13 protein-coding genes, 1 tRNA gene and 3 rRNA genes are annotated in these 16142 nt (G+C 49.0%); 11 read left to right on the plus strand and 6 right to left on the minus strand.

Translation table 11 applies throughout. The features are described from left to right. The first annotated feature begins 13 nt into the window (after positions 1-13). Positions 14-922, plus strand: a complete 909-nt coding sequence (gene hemF / locus SHEWANA3_RS00210; protein WP_011715331.1) for an oxygen-dependent coproporphyrinogen oxidase — start codon at positions 14-16, stop codon at positions 920-922. Positions 923-952: 30 nt separating this feature from the next. Here the strand turns inward: hemF and SHEWANA3_RS00215 are convergent, their stop codons facing one another. Then, the gene (locus SHEWANA3_RS00215) at positions 953-1390 is read right to left on the minus strand and encodes a group II truncated hemoglobin (protein ID WP_011715332.1); all 438 of its coding nucleotides are present in this window, start codon (positions 1388-1390) and stop codon (positions 953-955) included. Positions 1391-1560: 170 nt separating this feature from the next. Between SHEWANA3_RS00215 and aroE the strand changes: the two genes are divergently transcribed. Together aroE and SHEWANA3_RS00225 are read left to right on the plus strand one after the other, a co-directional pair. Continuing rightward, the gene (aroE, locus tag SHEWANA3_RS00220) at positions 1561-2439 is read left to right on the plus strand and encodes a shikimate dehydrogenase (RefSeq protein ID WP_011715333.1); all 879 of its coding nucleotides are present in this window, start codon (positions 1561-1563) and stop codon (positions 2437-2439) included. A gap of 20 nt (positions 2440-2459) precedes the next feature. After that, positions 2460-2735, plus strand: coding sequence for a DUF1488 domain-containing protein (locus SHEWANA3_RS00225; protein ID WP_011715334.1), 276 nt, complete (start codon positions 2460-2462; stop codon positions 2733-2735). A gap of 75 nt (positions 2736-2810) precedes the next feature. Here the strand turns inward: SHEWANA3_RS00225 and SHEWANA3_RS00230 are convergent, their stop codons facing one another. Further along, positions 2811-3359, minus strand: coding sequence for a gamma carbonic anhydrase family protein (locus SHEWANA3_RS00230; protein ID WP_011715335.1), 549 nt, complete (start codon positions 3357-3359; stop codon positions 2811-2813). Between the two features lie 515 nt (positions 3360-3874). Here SHEWANA3_RS00230 and SHEWANA3_RS00235 point away from each other — a divergent pair. The 6 genes from SHEWANA3_RS00235 (at position 3875) to SHEWANA3_RS00260 (ending at position 10008) form a co-directional block, all read left to right on the plus strand. Continuing rightward, positions 3875-5417: ribosomal RNA gene (locus SHEWANA3_RS00235) — 16S ribosomal RNA — on the plus strand. A 310-nt stretch (positions 5418-5727) separates the two neighbouring features. Beyond that, positions 5728-8620: ribosomal RNA gene (locus SHEWANA3_RS00240) — 23S ribosomal RNA — on the plus strand. 128 nt (positions 8621-8748) lie between these two features. Continuing rightward, positions 8749-8864, plus strand: a 5S ribosomal RNA gene (rrf, locus tag SHEWANA3_RS00245). Together the 16S, 23S and 5S rRNA genes with 1 tRNA gene alongside form the textbook arrangement of a ribosomal RNA operon. Positions 8865-8894: 30 nt before the next feature. Continuing rightward, positions 8895-8971 (plus strand) — tRNA-Asp (locus SHEWANA3_RS00250). A gap of 305 nt (positions 8972-9276) precedes the next feature. Next, positions 9277-9531, plus strand: a complete 255-nt coding sequence (locus tag SHEWANA3_RS00255) for a YkgJ family cysteine cluster protein (protein ID WP_011715336.1) — start codon at positions 9277-9279, stop codon at positions 9529-9531. Between the two features lie 21 nt (positions 9532-9552). Continuing rightward, positions 9553-10008 carry an Rrf2 family transcriptional regulator gene (locus SHEWANA3_RS00260; protein ID WP_011715337.1) on the plus strand — a complete coding sequence of 152 codons (456 nt, stop codon included), beginning with the start codon at positions 9553-9555 and terminating at the stop codon, positions 10006-10008. Here the strand turns inward: SHEWANA3_RS00260 and SHEWANA3_RS00265 are convergent. From SHEWANA3_RS00265 to gpmM, 4 genes are read right to left on the minus strand one after another with little or no spacing between them, the layout of a single operon-like run. Next, on the minus strand, positions 9983-10738 hold the full coding sequence (locus tag SHEWANA3_RS00265; protein ID WP_011715338.1) for a divergent polysaccharide deacetylase family protein: 756 nt from the start codon (positions 10736-10738) through the stop codon (positions 9983-9985). The genes SHEWANA3_RS00260 and SHEWANA3_RS00265 overlap by 26 nt on opposite strands. A 12-nt stretch (positions 10739-10750) precedes the next feature. After that, complete coding sequence (locus tag SHEWANA3_RS00270) at positions 10751-11956, minus strand: S41 family peptidase (RefSeq protein WP_011715339.1); 1206 nt, start codon at positions 11954-11956, stop codon at positions 10751-10753. A gap of 48 nt (positions 11957-12004) precedes the next feature. After that, complete coding sequence (locus SHEWANA3_RS00275) at positions 12005-13138, minus strand: peptidoglycan DD-metalloendopeptidase family protein (protein WP_011624692.1); 1134 nt, start codon at positions 13136-13138, stop codon at positions 12005-12007. A 10-nt stretch (positions 13139-13148) separates the two neighbouring features. Beyond that, positions 13149-14693: a 2,3-bisphosphoglycerate-independent phosphoglycerate mutase gene (gene gpmM, locus SHEWANA3_RS00280; protein WP_011715340.1), complete on the minus strand. Its 1545-nt coding sequence runs from the start codon at positions 14691-14693 to the stop codon at positions 13149-13151. 265 nt (positions 14694-14958) lie between these two features. Between gpmM and SHEWANA3_RS00285 the strand changes: the two genes are divergently transcribed. Next, entirely contained in the window at positions 14959-15393 is a 435-nt protein-coding gene (locus SHEWANA3_RS00285) for a rhodanese-like domain-containing protein (protein WP_011620881.1), read from the plus strand. A 260-nt stretch (positions 15394-15653) separates the two neighbouring features. Beyond that, positions 15654-16139: a protein-export chaperone SecB gene (secB, locus tag SHEWANA3_RS00290; protein WP_011620882.1), complete on the plus strand. Its 486-nt coding sequence runs from the start codon at positions 15654-15656 to the stop codon at positions 16137-16139. The last annotated feature ends 3 nt before the right edge of the window (positions 16140-16142 follow it).

Here is a 16142-nt window from a genome sequence, read left to right on the forward strand (position 1 = left end):
AGGATAAAAGCAGATGAGCGTGCCAGATGCGACAGTGGTAAAAGCATTTTTACTCGATCTACAGAATCGAATTTGTGCGGGTCTTGAGCAATTGGATGGACAGGCAAGCTTTGCTGCCGATTCATGGACGCGCACCGAAGGCGGTGGCGGTACCAGTCGTGTCTTAACCCAAGGTGCGGTATTCGAGCAAGCCGGGGTGAACTTTTCCCATGTAACAGGTGCGGCCATGCCCGCATCGGCAACGGCTCATCGCCCAGAATTGGCGGGTCGTAGTTTTGAGGCCATGGGCGTTTCTTTAGTGATTCACCCTAAAAACCCTTATATTCCAACTACCCATGCTAACGTGCGTTTCTTTATTGCCCATAAAGACGGCGCGGATCCCGTTTGGTGGTTTGGTGGTGGTTTTGACTTAACGCCTTACTATCCTTTCGAAGAAGATGTGCGTGAGTGGCATCAAACCGCTAAAAATCTGTGTCTGCCCTTTGGTGACGACGTATATCCTAAATATAAGAAGTGGTGTGATGAGTATTTCTTCCTGCCACATCGTAATGAAACCCGCGGTGTGGGCGGATTGTTTTTCGATGACTTGAACCAAGCAGGCTTCGATAAGAGTTTCGATTTTATGCAGGCGGTGGGGAATGGCTTCTTAACCGCTTATGCGCCGATTGTTGAGCGTCGTAAAGAAACTCCCTATGGCGAGCGTGAGCGTGATTTCCAGTTATATCGTCGCGGCCGTTATGTTGAGTTCAATCTGGTATACGACAGAGGTACCTTGTTTGGCCTGCAAACTGGTGGTCGTACTGAGTCTATTTTGATGTCAATGCCGCCATTGGTACGCTGGCAGTATGCTTATACGCCAGAGGCGGGTAGCCCTGAGGCAGAGCTTTACGATAACTACCTCAAGCCTCGAGATTGGGTATAAGCACGCTAATATGAATTGCGTAATCGTACTTTACTGATTACGCATATGATCGGCCAGAGTGGAAATCGCCTCATAGATAGCGGCGCGATGCTCTGGCTTTTTTATATGCTTTTCAATGGCAAACTTCATGCAAAATAGCCATTGATCCCGCATCGTCTCATCTACAGCGAAGGGCATATGGCGTGCGCGTAATGCGGGATGACCATACTTTTGCTGATATAACTGCGGACCGCCGAGCCAGCCACTTAAAAACTCATAGAGCTTCTGCTCCGACTCCGCAATCGGTGCACGGTGAATCGCGAATAAGGCTCGTGTTTCTTCCGAGCTTGCCATTTTCTGATAAAAACTATTGGCAATAGCACGGATCACTTTGTCGCCACCAATTAAATCATAGGCATTCGACTGATTCGGATCCCTGTCATCCGGCGCACTTGTGTGTTTACTAAAAATCTTTTTAAGCCAGTTCATAGGTCTAACTGCACTGCATCTACAATATTGATGCGCGCATTATAGCCTGAATGCCACTGCGAAACAGGGGGCTAAAGTCAGGTACAACAACTTAGACTCGCCATTAAGCTGTGCTACCGCCTAAAAGCACGCTAGACTGCAAGCCACTTACAGCCAATAGAATCCCGCAGATGACAGATATGCCCTCAGTAACTACGCCAGCGCTTGATCGATATGCCGTGTTTGGCAATCCGATAGGTCACAGTAAATCGCCCTTTATTCATGGACAGTTTGCGTCTCTTACACAGCAGACTTTGAGTTATGAAGCGATTCTGGCGCCCATAGATGGTTTTGAAGCGAGTTTACGAGCATTTTTTCAGGCGGGAGGAAAGGGCGCGAATGTGACTGTGCCCTTTAAAGAGCAAGCCTTTGCCCTCTGCGACAGCTTAAGTGCCGAAGCGACATTGGCGGGTGCGGTCAATACTCTAAGCTTGTTGGCCGATGGCACTATTTACGGTGATAACACCGATGGTCTGGGGCTGGTGGCCGATCTTGTTCGCCATCTCGGCAGTTTGCAGCATAAGCGGGTACTCTTGGTGGGGGCCGGCGGTGCGGCGCGCGGCTGTATCTTGCCATTGCTCAAGGCTGAAGTCGGGCAATTGGTTATCACTAACCGAACCCAAAGTAAGGCACAGGCCTTAGTGGATATTTTCAGCCAAGTACAAGAAGGGCGCTACAGCGATAAACTCCAGGCTGTATCGATGTCAGAGTTGTCGGGGGTGTTCGATTTAGTGATTAACTCGACCTCAGCGAGTCTAGCGGGAGAGTTACCGCCACTGTCACAGTCCATCATAGGCAACAAAACGGCTTGCTACGATATGATGTATGGCGCCAAACCAACAGCATTTAATCAATGGGCTTTGCAACAGGGTGCAGCGCAAGTGATTGATGGACTGGGTATGCTTGTCGGTCAAGCGGCGAAGAGTTTTGCACTTTGGCGTGGCGTCGAGCCAGATACCTCAGGAGTGCTTAAATTGCTCAGGGACAAACTGCAGGTCGACGCGCAATAGAGGCTCAAGAGGAAGAGAAGATGAATCAGAGTATTTTATTCCCCGATCTGCAACATTGGGATGAAACCCAAAAACACATTTGCTTTATTGCCCAGCAGCAGGGAATGAACATTAAGTGTTATATCAGCGCGCAGAAGCTGGCGCAGTTAAATGATTTTTCGCCTCAGCCCAATAGCGATGAAGCGTCTGCCGTGTTAGCGCTATTTGATGCGGTGCGATTCGATGCGGAAGAAATGGCAGAAGCCTTAATTGAAGCAGAAGAGTTTGATGAGTTTGGCGCAGTACACTTAGGCTAAGTACAACGCAATAGGCTAAGCACAACACAAGCGAGATGGCAGCTTAAATACTGCCATCTCGATTTAATAGAAACATTATTCTGGCTGAGGTTCTGCCAAGTATTCGTTTTTCAAGCGCACATAGTTATCTGCAGATTCAGGTAAAAACTTCAATTCCGCTTCGGTTAAAGGTCGCGCCTGTTTTGCAGGGCTGCCGACATATAAGTAGCCGCTCTGCAGCACCTTACCTGGCGGTACTAACGAACCCGCACCTAAAATCACATCATCTTCTAATATGGCGCCATCGAGGATAATCGCGCCCATCCCCACTAATACACGATTGCCAACCTTGCAGCCATGCAGCATCGCTTTATGCCCAATCGTCACATCATCACCAATGATCAATGGATGACCGTCAGGACGAGAGGCGAATTTACGGGTCACGTGCAATATGCTGCCATCCTGCACATTGGAGCGCTTACCAATACGAATGTGGTTTACGTCACCACGCGCCGCCACCATAGGCCAAATGCTGGCATCTGTATCTAAAGCGATATCGCCAACGAGTACCGAAGCAGAGTCTACATACACATTATCGCCGAGTTGTGGATGAATCCCTTGGTAAGTTCTGAGTGGCCCTGACATAAAAAAGTCCCTAATTGAGTGGTTTTTCGCATTATAAAGGCTAAAAACTGACTGGTCAGGTCAAATATCCAACGAACAGTGTAAAAAAGCTAATTATCTTTAAATTAGGGGTTGCACAAAAAGTTTCGCTGCCTATAATGCGCATCCACTGACACAGCAGACAGCGAAAGCGAATGCGGTGTGAGTCAGAATCGAATGCAAAATGTGCACTTGGTTCGAAAGCATCAAGAAGTTTGCAAAAACGCCTTGACGCGACTGGGGAAATGCGTAGAATACGCAGCCCTGACCCGCTGAGCGGTAACGCGAAGTGAGTGGTCAAAATGCTCTTTAACAATCTAAACAAGAAATCTGTGTGGACACTCACAGGTGTTGAGTTAATCGAAATTACTCTGCCATTTGGCGAGTAATCAAAATTTACATCAATGAATGAGTGTTCATAGCAATATGTACAACGACTTATTAAGTTAAGTCGATTCAGAATTCATTGAGCCGAACCTTAGGGTTCACAAAACTTTTAATTGAAGAGTTTGATCATGGCTCAGATTGAACGCTGGCGGCAGGCCTAACACATGCAAGTCGAGCGGCAGCACAAGTGAGTTTACTCATGAGGTGGCGAGCGGCGGACGGGTGAGTAATGCCTAGGGATCTGCCCAGTCGTGGGGGATAACAGTTGGAAACGACTGCTAATACCGCATACGCCCTACGGGGGAAAGGAGGGGACCTTCGGGCCTTCCGCGATTGGATGAACCTAGGTGGGATTAGCTAGTTGGTGAGGTAATGGCTCACCAAGGCGACGATCCCTAGCTGTTCTGAGAGGATGATCAGCCACACTGGGACTGAGACACGGCCCAGACTCCTACGGGAGGCAGCAGTGGGGAATATTGCACAATGGGGGAAACCCTGATGCAGCCATGCCGCGTGTGTGAAGAAGGCCTTCGGGTTGTAAAGCACTTTCAGTAGGGAGGAAAGGTTGTAAGTTAATACCTTGCAGCTGTGACGTTACCTACAGAAGAAGGACCGGCTAACTCCGTGCCAGCAGCCGCGGTAATACGGAGGGTCCAAGCGTTAATCGGAATTACTGGGCGTAAAGCGTGCGCAGGCGGTTTGTTAAGCGAGATGTGAAAGCCCCGGGCTCAACCTGGGAATTGCATTTCGAACTGGCAAACTAGAGTCTTGTAGAGGGGGGTAGAATTCCAGGTGTAGCGGTGAAATGCGTAGAGATCTGGAGGAATACCGGTGGCGAAGGCGGCCCCCTGGACAAAGACTGACGCTCAGGCACGAAAGCGTGGGGAGCAAACAGGATTAGATACCCTGGTAGTCCACGCCGTAAACGATGTCTACTCGGAGTTTGGTGTCTTGAACACTGGGCTCTCAAGCTAACGCATTAAGTAGACCGCCTGGGGAGTACGGCCGCAAGGTTAAAACTCAAATGAATTGACGGGGGCCCGCACAAGCGGTGGAGCATGTGGTTTAATTCGATGCAACGCGAAGAACCTTACCTACTCTTGACATCCAGAGAATTCGCTAGAGATAGCTTAGTGCCTTCGGGAACTCTGAGACAGGTGCTGCATGGCTGTCGTCAGCTCGTGTTGTGAAATGTTGGGTTAAGTCCCGCAACGAGCGCAACCCCTATCCTTATTTGCCAGCACGTAATGGTGGGAACTCTAGGGAGACTGCCGGTGATAAACCGGAGGAAGGTGGGGACGACGTCAAGTCATCATGGCCCTTACGAGTAGGGCTACACACGTGCTACAATGGCGAGTACAGAGGGTTGCAAAGCCGCGAGGTGGAGCTAATCTCACAAAGCTCGTCGTAGTCCGGATTGGAGTCTGCAACTCGACTCCATGAAGTCGGAATCGCTAGTAATCGTGGATCAGAATGCCACGGTGAATACGTTCCCGGGCCTTGTACACACCGCCCGTCACACCATGGGAGTGGGCTGCAAAAGAAGTGGGTAGCTTAACCTTCGGGAGGGCGCTCACCACTTTGTGGTTCATGACTGGGGTGAAGTCGTAACAAGGTAGCCCTAGGGGAACCTGGGGCTGGATCACCTCCTTACCTATACGACTAACTCGATGTTTGTTGAGTGTTCACACAGATGGCTTGTTGAACTTCTCGAAAGAGAAGGGAGAGCGAAATGCACCGCTTGCCGGTAAGCATTGTTCTTTAACAATTTGGAAAGCTGATAGTAATTAATACAATGATGTCTGTCGTTGTGTTAATACGAAAAAATTGAGTTCTTAAAACACTTTTTAAGTGTCTTGAATATTCAAGTCTAAGGCGAGTCCATCTTCTTGGTCGAAGATGAGACAAGTAAAACCAGCTGGTCGCAACGACGCAAGTGATGTGAAACTCATTTGGGTTGTATGGTTAAGCGACTAAGCGTATACGGTGGATGCCTTGGCAGTCAGAGGCGATGAAGGACGTAGTAACTTGCGAAAAGCGTTGGCGAGCTAGTAACAAGCATTTGAGCTAACGATGTCCGAATGGGGGAACCCGGCCGCATAAGCGGTCATCATGTAGTGAATACATAGCTACATGAGGCAAACGAGGGGAACTGAAACATCTAAGTACCCTTAGGAAAAGAAATCAACCGAGATTCCCCTAGTAGCGGCGAGCGAACGGGGATTAGCCCTTAAGTCAGAGGGGTGTTAGTGGAATGGTCTGGAAAGTCCAGCGGCACAGGGTGATAGCCCCGTACACGAAAACTAACCTTTGATGAAAACGAGTAAGGCGGGACACGTGATATCCTGTTTGAATATGGGGGGACCATCCTCCAAGGCTAAATACTCCTGACTGACCGATAGTGAACCAGTACCGTGAGGGAAAGGCGAAAAGAACCCCTGTGAGGGGAGTGAAATAGAACCTGAAACCGTATACGTACAAGCAGTGGGAGCGGTTCTTGAGACCGTGACTGCGTACCTTTTGTATAATGGGTCAGCGACTTACGTTTTGTAGCGAGGTTAAGCGAATAGCGGAGCCGTAGGGAAACCGAGTGTTAACTGCGCGTTTAGTTGCAAGGCGTAGACCCGAAACCCGGTGATCTAGCCATGGGCAGGTTGAAGGTTGAGTAACATCAACTGGAGGACCGAACCGACTAATGTTGAAAAATTAGCGGATGACTTGTGGCTGGGGGTGAAAGGCCAATCAAACCGGGAGATATCTGGTTCTCCTCGAAAGCTATTTAGGTAGCGCCTCGGACGAACACCTTTGGGGGTAGAGCACTGTTAAGGCTAGGGGGTCATCCCGACTTACCAACCCTTTGCAAACTCCGAATACCAAAGAGTGCTATCCGGGAGACAGACGGCGGGTGCTAACGTCCGTCGTCAAAAGGGAAACAACCCAGACCGTCAGCTAAGGTCCCAAAGTGTATGTTAAGTGGGAAACGATGTGGGAAGGCTTAGACAGCTAGGATGTTGGCTTAGAAGCAGCCATCATTTAAAGAAAGCGTAATAGCTCACTAGTCGAGTCGGCCTGCGCGGAAGATGTAACGGGGCTAAACATACCACCGAAGCTACGGGTGCAATCCATTAGGGTTGCGCGGTAGAGGAGCGTTCTGTAAGCCGTTGAAGGTGAAGGGGTAACCCACACTGGAGGTATCAGAAGTGCAAATGCTGACATGAGTAACGATAAAGGGGGTGAAAAACCCCCTCGCCGAAAGACCAAGGGTTCCTGTCCAACGTTAATCGGGGCAGGGTGAGTCGACCCCTAAGGCGAGGCCGAAAGGCGTAGTCGATGGGAAACAGATTAATATTTCTGTACTTCCGCTAACTGCGATGGAGAGACGGAGAAGGCTAGGCTAGCGCGGCGTTGGTAGTCCGCGTTTAAGGTGGTAGGTGGGTGACTTAGGCAAATCCGGGTCACTATACACTGAGAGCTGATGACGAGTCCCCAAGGGGATGAAGTAGTTGATGCCATGCTTCCAGGAAAATCTTCTAAGCTTCAGGTTAGCGGGAATCGTACCCCAAACCGACACAGGTGGTCGGGTAGAGAATACCAAGGCGCTTGAGAGAACTCGGCTGAAGGAACTAGGCAAAATGGTACCGTAACTTCGGGAGAAGGTACGCTGCTGTTGGTGATGGGACTTGCTCCCTAAGCTGACGGCAGTCGCAGATACCAGGTGGCTGCAACTGTTTATCAAAAACACAGCACTGTGCAAAATCGCAAGATGACGTATACGGTGTGACGCCTGCCCGGTGCCGGAAGGTTAATTGATTGGGTTATCGCAAGAGAAGCTCATGATCGAAGCCCCGGTAAACGGCGGCCGTAACTATAACGGTCCTAAGGTAGCGAAATTCCTTGTCGGGTAAGTTCCGACCTGCACGAATGGCGTAATGATGGCCACGCTGTCTCCAGCCGAGACTCAGTGAAGTTGAAATTGCGGTGAAGATGCCGTATACCCGCGGCTAGACGGAAAGACCCCGTGAACCTTTACTATAGCTTGGCACTGAACATTGACCCTACATGTGTAGGATAGGTGGGAGACTTTGAAGCGGGAACGCTAGTTCTCGTGGAGTCGTCCTTGAAATACCACCCTTGTAGTGTTGATGTTCTAACTTGGGCCCCTAATCGGGGTTAAGGACAGTGCCTGGTGGGTAGTTTGACTGGGGCGGTCTCCTCCCAAAGAGTAACGGAGGAGCACGAAGGTTGGCTAAGTACGGTCGGACATCGTACGGTTAGTGCAATGGCATAAGCCAGCTTAACTGCGAGACAGACACGTCGAGCAGGTACGAAAGTAGGTCATAGTGATCCGGTGGTTCTGAATGGAAGGGCCATCGCTCAACGGATAAAAGGTACTCCGGGGATAACAGGCTGATACCGCCCAAGAGTTCATATCGACGGCGGTGTTTGGCACCTCGATGTCGGCTCATCACATCCTGGGGCTGAAGTCGGTCCCAAGGGTATGGCTGTTCGCCATTTAAAGTGGTACGCGAGCTGGGTTCAGAACGTCGTGAGACAGTTCGGTCCCTATCTGCCGTGGGCGTTGGATGATTGAGGGGAGTTGCTCCTAGTACGAGAGGACCGGAGTGAACGAACCGCTGGTGTTCGGGTTGTCATGCCAATGGCATTGCCCGGTAGCTATGTTCGGAATCGATAACCGCTGAAAGCATCTAAGCGGGAAGCGAGCCCCAAGATGAGTCATCCCTTGGACTTTAAGTCCACTGAAGAGCCGTTCGAGACTAGGACGTTGATAGGTCAGGTGTGTAAGCGTTGTGAGGCGTTGAGCTAACTGATACTAATGACTCGAGAGGCTTAACCATACAACCCAGATGGGTTTTACAAGTACTTAGCTTGAATACAAACACTTAAGAAGTGCAACTCAAACCAGCTTTCCGAATTTAATTTACTGCCTGCATCAAGATAAGACGGGTAGTGAATAACAAATTTGCTTGGTGACAATAGCATTGTGGTCCCACCTGATCCCATCCCGAACTCAGAAGTGAAACGCAATCGCGCCGATGGTAGTGTGGGGTCTCCCCATGTGAGAGTAGGTCATCGCCAAGCGCCTAATTTGGTCAATGACCAGACAGAGTTGGAGCGGTAGTTCAGTTGGTTAGAATACCGGCCTGTCACGCCGGGGGTCGCGGGTTCGAGTCCCGTCCGCTCCGCCAACACAAAGAGATAAGCCTCATCGAAAGATGAGGCTTTTTTCGTTTATACGCTGGATAAATCTACTCAGACTCATTTTCAGCGGTGTTTTACTCAGCCTCGTTTATGTAAGTTATTCTGAAACCACTCTTTTTATTAAAGGGGTTTAGCGGTTTTCTTTATGATAGACTGCTAGTTTTTACGGCTGGACAGGTCAGTTTTTCATTTGTGGGAATGCGGTTGTGCGCCACTTGGCAGTATTGAACTGTGCTTCTGCCTTCACATCAATTAAACGTTATAATGTCTACCAACTTTTACGAGTAATAAAATGAATTGTCGTTTAGGCTGCGGTGCTTGTTGTATTGCACCTTCTATTAGCAGTGGGATCCCAGGTATGCCAAATGGTAAGGCGGCTGGGGAACGCTGTGTGCAGCTCAGTGATGATAATTTATGTTTGATTTTCGGCTCGCCTGATCGTCCCGCGGTTTGTAGTGATTTTGACGCCTCTTTAGATGTCTGTGGACACTCTAATGAAGAGGCGCTCTGGTTGATCACAAACCTTGAAACTCAAACATCTCAATAGTTTATTGCTGACAGGTGAATTATGCAGTTAACACGCTATACCGACTTTGGTGTTCGCACGCTGATGTATCTGGCGGTTCAGCCCGATAGAAAAACCCTTTTTAGGATCGCAGAGATTACAGAGGTATTTGATTTGTCGCCAAATCATGTCTCGAAGATTGTGCATCATTTAGGCAAATTAGGTTATCTGGAAACCATACGCGGTAAAATGGGCGGATTTCGTTTAGGGAAACCGGCGAGCGAGATTAATCTAGGGCAGCTGATCCGTGCGTTAGAGAACTCTCTGGCACCGATTGATTGCAGCAAACCCTATTGCCGTTTTACTCCCGCCTGCCAGTTGAAGGGCGTGTTAGCTCAAGCCGTTGAGGCGTATTTAAACGTACTAGATCAATACAGCCTGCAGGACATTGTCAGTAATCGAAATGAGCTGTTGGCACTGCTGCCAGACATGACTATTTCTGTCTTACAGTTGGATTAGTGCCTTTCTCATGGGCTAGTTCGATGGGCAACAAGCTTGACGTCGGCACTAGCTCAATCCCTTCCGCCTTTAGGCGCGCTAAGTTCGTTTTTAAGAAGTGAATGGTTTCGGGGTAAGGATGGGCGATAGCTACCAGACTGCCTTGCGAGTGAGCCTGACTTATCATCAAATTAAACTGTTTTTCCAATGCTGCGGCACTGACGTCATTATCGAGAAAGAGTTTGCGTCGTAGCAGTGGCACGCCGAGCGAATCTGCCTTATCTCCCGCCTTAGTGAACTTGGTTGTCATACTATCGACAAAGTAGAGCTGTTTCTGCTTTAACGTGTCCATCACCCACAGCATAGGATCATCGAGCTGCGTTAGTAGGCTTCCCATATGATTGTTGGCGCCTTTAGCAAAGGGCACACTGGCGATGGCAGCAAGTACACTGCTACGTATCTGTGCTTCGCTCATATTATTAGTTAAACCACCAACACCTAAGGCTTTGCCATTGAGTGCCTGCATGGGTAAGTGCAGCATAATCTCGTGGCCTTTGGCGTGCGCGGCTTTGGCTAATTTATTACTGAGCGGCGTGTGTGGCAGTACCGACAAGGTGACTGCGCTTGGGAGTGACAGCACGGCTTCGTCGGTGTGGCGATAGCCAATATCATCGATGATCAAGGCGATTTGGGCCGCATTGCTTGGCGCAATGCTCAGAGCCCAAAGGGCCAATATGTAAAATAGACGCACTATTTCTTCTTATTAGTCATGATGTTGCATCCAAGCGATTGCCGAGGTGACTAGGCTGTCTTGGCTAACATCGGTTCGTGCTGAGATGGCGTCGATTATAGCCATATTCTTTTGATTGGAGCCAGTTTCGGTTGCAACTTTAATGTCGGGCACTATGCCGATATCGTGAATGTTTTCCCCTCTGGGGGTGTTGTACTGGGCGATGGTGAGCTTGATGGCATTGCCGTCGTTCAGTATGGGGATCAGGCTTTGCACCGTGCCTTTGCCAAAGCTAGTTTCACCAAGCAGTTTGGCGCGGCCATTTTCCTGCAGGGCGGCAGCGAGGACTTCGGAGGCGGAGGCCGAGCCTTTGTTGATCAGCACTAACATAGGCACATTGGTCAGCATGGTTTGCGGTGAGGCGTAATAGTCGGAGTTGGCATCGAAAAAGCGGCCAGAGGTTGAGACGATTCGGCCCTTCGCTAAAAAGAGGTCAGCGATTTTGATTGCCTGATCCAGCAAGCCGCCGGGATTATTACGTAAATCTAATATCAAACCCGTAAGATGCGCGTTTTGCCACTGGCTTAAACTGCGCACCATGTCTTCGGTGGAGTTCTCTTGAAAGCTACTGAGCCTAACGTAGCCGATATTACCATCCAGTAATTTGCTGGTGACAGATTGAATGGTGATGGTACTGGGTTTGAGTGATACCTCGAACTGGGCGTCATCATTATGGTGCTTCAGTGTGAGGTGAATACTCTGATTGCTGAGGCTATGTTGTTTGATTTGATTGAGGATATCCGCAAGGTTGGTTTCGGTGGTTGGCGTGTCATTCAGCTTGATAATGATATCGCCCGCTTGGATACCGGCCTGTTCGGCGGGGGAATTGGCAAAGGGCGCGATAATGCTGATATGGTCTTTATCGCTGGCGACCTCAAAGCCAAAGCCAAAGTATTCGCCCCGATTTGAGTCTTTTAAGTCGAGTAATTCTTGGTGATTTAAAAAGCTGGAATAGGGATCTAAATGCTCAAAAATCCCTTTAATGGCGGCTTGCACCAGCTCATCTTTGGAAACGGTTTTAACGTAATAGGTTTCGACGGTTTCTAATACATCCTGCAATAGCGGGTAGTCGAAGTCACTTTGATATGACTTGGCATTCTCTTGGCTGGAGAGGCTAATGGACAGACCTAGGCTTAGGCCGAGCCCAAGGCAGACGATATTGCGGATTAGTTGTTTCATAGCCGTCCCCTGTGATGATGGGGACGGCCACCTTAGCGAGAGTACTGATTAACGGCAGTACTTGGCTGGATCGACCGCTTGCCCCTTATACCTTATTTCAAAGTATAGGCCAGGCTCTGTCTGTCCACCCGAACGTCCGACTAAAGCAATAGCTTCACCGGTTTTGACCATATCCCCAGGGCTTTTTAACAGGGCTTGCGCATGGCCGTAGAGGCTCATGTAACCTTTACCATGGTCTATCACCATCACCATACCAAAGCCTTTAAGCCAGTCGGCATAGATGACTTTGCCGCCAGAAACCGCGCGAATATTTTGCCCTTCGGGTGCGGAGAGCATAGTGCCTTTCCACACCACTTGGCCGGATCTTGGGCTGCCAAAGCTGGCACTGACGCGGCCTTTGGTCGGCCACTTGAGTTTGCCGCCTTGTTTATCGAAGCCTTCCATCGAGGGGTTATCACGCATCGCCTTAAGCGCTTGCTCAACCACTCGTTTTAAGCTGGCTTCTTCAATTTGCAGTTGTTCGAGTTCGGCGCCCTTGGTATTCAGGGTGCGCTGTAATTCTTTTAGGGTGAGCTGGCGTTGATCTTGTTCTTGGTTCAAGCGCTTAGATTGCACTTGTTGCTCGGCCATCAGCTTAGTTAATTGTTTTTGCTTGCTGGTTTGCGAGACTTTAATTTCATCTAGTTCGGTGATGGTCTTTTTTAACTCGTTAATCGAGTTCATGCGTGCCTTGTTGAGGTATTGGTAATATGCCAACATCCGTTCAATCGTGGCGGGACTCTGCTGATTCAGCATCATCTTAGTGTAATCGTGGTTACCGGCAAGATAGGCGCTCGAGAGTTGTTTTGAGAGCGTTTTTTGCTGGCTGACCTTGAGGGTTTCTAACTCTTCTTGGCGTTGTTTGAGTTCAGCGAGCTTAGTATCAATCTGCGCCAAACTGTTTTTGGTGCTATTGACCTTTTTAGCTGCCGCCGCAATGGCCTCTTCGTCACTACGCAGCAAGGCGAGTAACTTTTCCCGCTGTTTACTGGTGTTTTTGAGTGCGCTTTGTTGTTGGTTGATTTGCGCTTGGATGGATTTCAACTCGGACTGACGCTTCTCCAAATCAGAAGCGTAGACCGAGAAAGATAACATCATAAAGCCAGCAATAATGCTGGCTTTAACGGGGAGTCGAGTGCTCACTAGGTAACAACTACTCTTTTACGTGGATTAAGGGCTTACCCGTCATCTCTGCGGGAATGGTTTCACCCATCAGGTGCAGAATCGTTGGGGCGACATCGCTCAGTTTACCGCCTTCATCTATGGTGGCGTCACGGCCAACAAACACAAAGGGCACGAGCTCACTGGTATGCGCCGTATGGGCTTGGCCAGTGGTTTCGTCGGTCATCTGCTCGGCGTTGCCGTGGTCAGCGGTAATAATACATTCGCCGCCCACTTTCGCCAGTGCGTCAACTACGCGGCCGATACAGGCATCGACAGCTTCGCAGGCTTTAACCGCCGCATCGAAGTTGCCAGTATGACCCACCATATCACCGTTCGGGTAGTTACAGATAATCACATCGTATTGAGCGGATTCAATCGCTGCGACTAACTTATCCGTCAGCTCGGTTGAGCTCATCTCAGGTTGTAAGTCGTAGGTTGCCACTTTAGGTGAGTTGATCAGGATACGATCTTCACCGTTGAATGGCTCTTCCTTACCGCCGTTGAAGAAGAAGGTCACATGGGCGTATTTTTCAGTTTCGGAGATACGTAACTGAGTACGGCCACGGTTTTGCAGCACTTCACCTAAGGTATTCACTAGGTTTTCAGAAGGATAAGCGATAGGTGCTTTGATATCTGCTGCGTATTCGGTCAGCGTTACAAAGTTAACCTTTGGCGTCACTGCACGTTCAAAACCATCGAAATCGGCATTGATAAAGCTACGGGTGATTTGACGAGCACGGTCGGCGCGGAAGTTCATGAAAATCAGCGCGTCGCCATCGTTTAAGCTGGCAACCTTGCCTTCGCTGTCGGTAATGGCAGAAGACGACACAAATTCATCGTTTTCGTTACGCTCGTAAGCGGCTTCTAACGCGGTCACGGCATTATCGTATTGGAACTTCGCCTTGCCTTGAGTGATCAGCTCGTAAGCCTGAGACACACGGTCCCAACGGTTATCGCGGTCCATGGCAAAGTAACGGCCAATAATTGAGGCGATACGGCCATGGCCCAATGTAGTAAACAGATCATCAAAGTGGCTTAGGCTGCCTTTGGCGCTGCGAGGTGGGGTATCGCGACCATCTAAGAAGGCATGTAAGTACACTTTAGTGGCACCGCGCGCCACTGCCATACGGCACATGGCTTCGATATGCTCTTCATGGCTGTGTACGCCACCGGGAGAGAGCAAACCCATAATGTGCACTGCGCCACCGGCTTTGACTGCCGCATCAACGGCATCACAAAGGGCTGGATTTTGTTCAAACTCATGATCTGCAATGGCTTTGCTGATACGAGTCAGCTCTTGGTAAACGATTCGGCCAGAACCTAAGTTGATATGGCCTACTTCAGAGTTCCCCATCTGCCCATCGGGCAAACCTACATCTAAGCCTGAACCTGAAATTAAACCGTGGGCATATTGGGCGTTGAGACGGTCGAGTACTGGTGTGTTGGCGTGGTAAATCGCATTCATATGCGTATTTTCACGGTAACCCCAGCCATCGAGGATCAACAACGCAATTGGACGTTTAGTTGTCGTCATGGTGATACCTTTAAAGTTTAAGGAAGCTAAAGAAATCTGAAATTGGTTAAATATTACTACGTAAGCGGGGTACGAAAAAGCGCTTTACCTAGATTAAGGTCATCGAATCGCTATTTGAGCAGATTCTGTGAGCGCCAAGAGAAGCGAGATGGCGCAAGGGCTGAGCTGTGTTCTAGAACTGTGACTAAACTGCTGCAATCTGCCAAGGCAATGGGTATACTCTGTGCCCTTATCGAATTTTTCGCCATTTATACGGGCTGTAACCATGCAAGAATATATCGAATTTTTTAAGGCTCACACTATGCTAAGTCTGGCTTGGGTGGGTTTGTTTGTAATGCTTGTGGTCAGTGTGATCAAATCGAGCTTCTCTAAAATCAAAAATGTCACTCATCAAGAACTCACCACTATGGTGAACAGACAAGACGCTAAAGTCGTGGATGTGCGTTCAAATGACGAGTTCCGTAAGGGCCATATTGTTGATGCAGTTAACGTTACGCTCGCGGATATCAAAAATAATCAGGTTTCAGCCCTTGAAAAGTTCAAAGGCAGTCCCATTATACTGGTATGCAATGCTGGCATGACCTCGTCTCAAGCGGCTCAGCTTTTAAGTAAACAAGGTTTTGAAAACCTGTATAACTTGAAAGGTGGTATGGGTGAATGGCAGGCAGCAAATATGCCTGTTTCAAAAAGCAAAAGATAAGTTGTCGGCGGCAGTTATGCGCTGTGCTGCATAGTTAATTGATTGTGCAGCAGTTGCGTCATCATTGTTTGGCATACTAATCCTGTGGTCACTAAGGGCTTAAATTAAGTATTTAGATTGACTTCAAAAGTACCCCGTTAAGGGAACGTTGGGACGGTACTGAGATCTCATTCAGGCATCAAAGCATAAGCCCAGCTAAATAGACAAAAAAGCCAACCAGATAAGTGTTGGCATAACATTGATAGGATAGGTAGGAAATTATGGCTGAAGTAGCAAACAACGAACAACAAGCCCCACAATTCAACATCCAACGTGTTTACACTAAAGATGTTTCTTTCGAAACACCTAACAGCCCAGCTGTATTCCAAAAAGAATGGAATCCAGAAGTTAAGTTAGATTTAGACACTCGCAGCGCTAAATTAGCCGACGACGTATACGAAGTGGTTCTGTCTTTGACTGTGACTGCACAAAACGCTGGCGAAACTGCATTCCTGTGTGAAGTACAACAAGCGGGTATCTTCTCAATCGCAGGTCTGACTGAGCCACAACTGGCTCACTCATTAGGTGCATACTGCCCTAACATCCTATTCCCATACGCGCGTGAAGCTGTAGGTAGCTTAGTGGGTCGTGGTACTTTCCCACAACTGAACTTAGCACCAGTAAACTTCGACGCTCTGTTCGCACAATACGTGCAACAACGTCAAGCCGCAGCAGCTGCACCAGCAGCCGAAGAAGCTAACGCTTAATTA

This window comes from Shewanella sp. ANA-3 (assembly GCF_000203935.1).
Taxonomy (GTDB): domain Bacteria; phylum Pseudomonadota; class Gammaproteobacteria; order Enterobacterales; family Shewanellaceae; genus Shewanella.

Coding starts and splice junctions, on each gene's coding strand:
- gpmM (WP_011715340.1), bottom strand. CDS start 14,693: ATGACGACAACTAAACGTCCAATTGCGTTGTTGATCCTCGATGGCTGG.
- SHEWANA3_RS00215 (WP_011715332.1), bottom strand. CDS start 1,390: ATGAACTGGCTTAAAAAGATTTTTAGTAAACACACAAGTGCGCCGGAT.
- SHEWANA3_RS00270 (WP_011715339.1), bottom strand. CDS start 11,956: ATGAAACAACTAATCCGCAATATCGTCTGCCTTGGGCTCGGCCTAAGC.
- SHEWANA3_RS00225 (WP_011715334.1), top strand. CDS start 2,460: ATGAATCAGAGTATTTTATTCCCCGATCTGCAACATTGGGATGAAACC.
- aroE (WP_011715333.1), top strand. CDS start 1,561: ATGACAGATATGCCCTCAGTAACTACGCCAGCGCTTGATCGATATGCC.
- SHEWANA3_RS00285 (WP_011620881.1), top strand. CDS start 14,959: ATGCAAGAATATATCGAATTTTTTAAGGCTCACACTATGCTAAGTCTG.
- SHEWANA3_RS00230 (WP_011715335.1), bottom strand. CDS start 3,359: ATGTCAGGGCCACTCAGAACTTACCAAGGGATTCATCCACAACTCGGC.
- secB (WP_011620882.1), top strand. CDS start 15,654: ATGGCTGAAGTAGCAAACAACGAACAACAAGCCCCACAATTCAACATC.
- SHEWANA3_RS00255 (WP_011715336.1), top strand. CDS start 9,277: ATGAATTGTCGTTTAGGCTGCGGTGCTTGTTGTATTGCACCTTCTATT.
- SHEWANA3_RS00260 (WP_011715337.1), top strand. CDS start 9,553: ATGCAGTTAACACGCTATACCGACTTTGGTGTTCGCACGCTGATGTAT.
- hemF (WP_011715331.1), top strand. CDS start 14: ATGAGCGTGCCAGATGCGACAGTGGTAAAAGCATTTTTACTCGATCTA.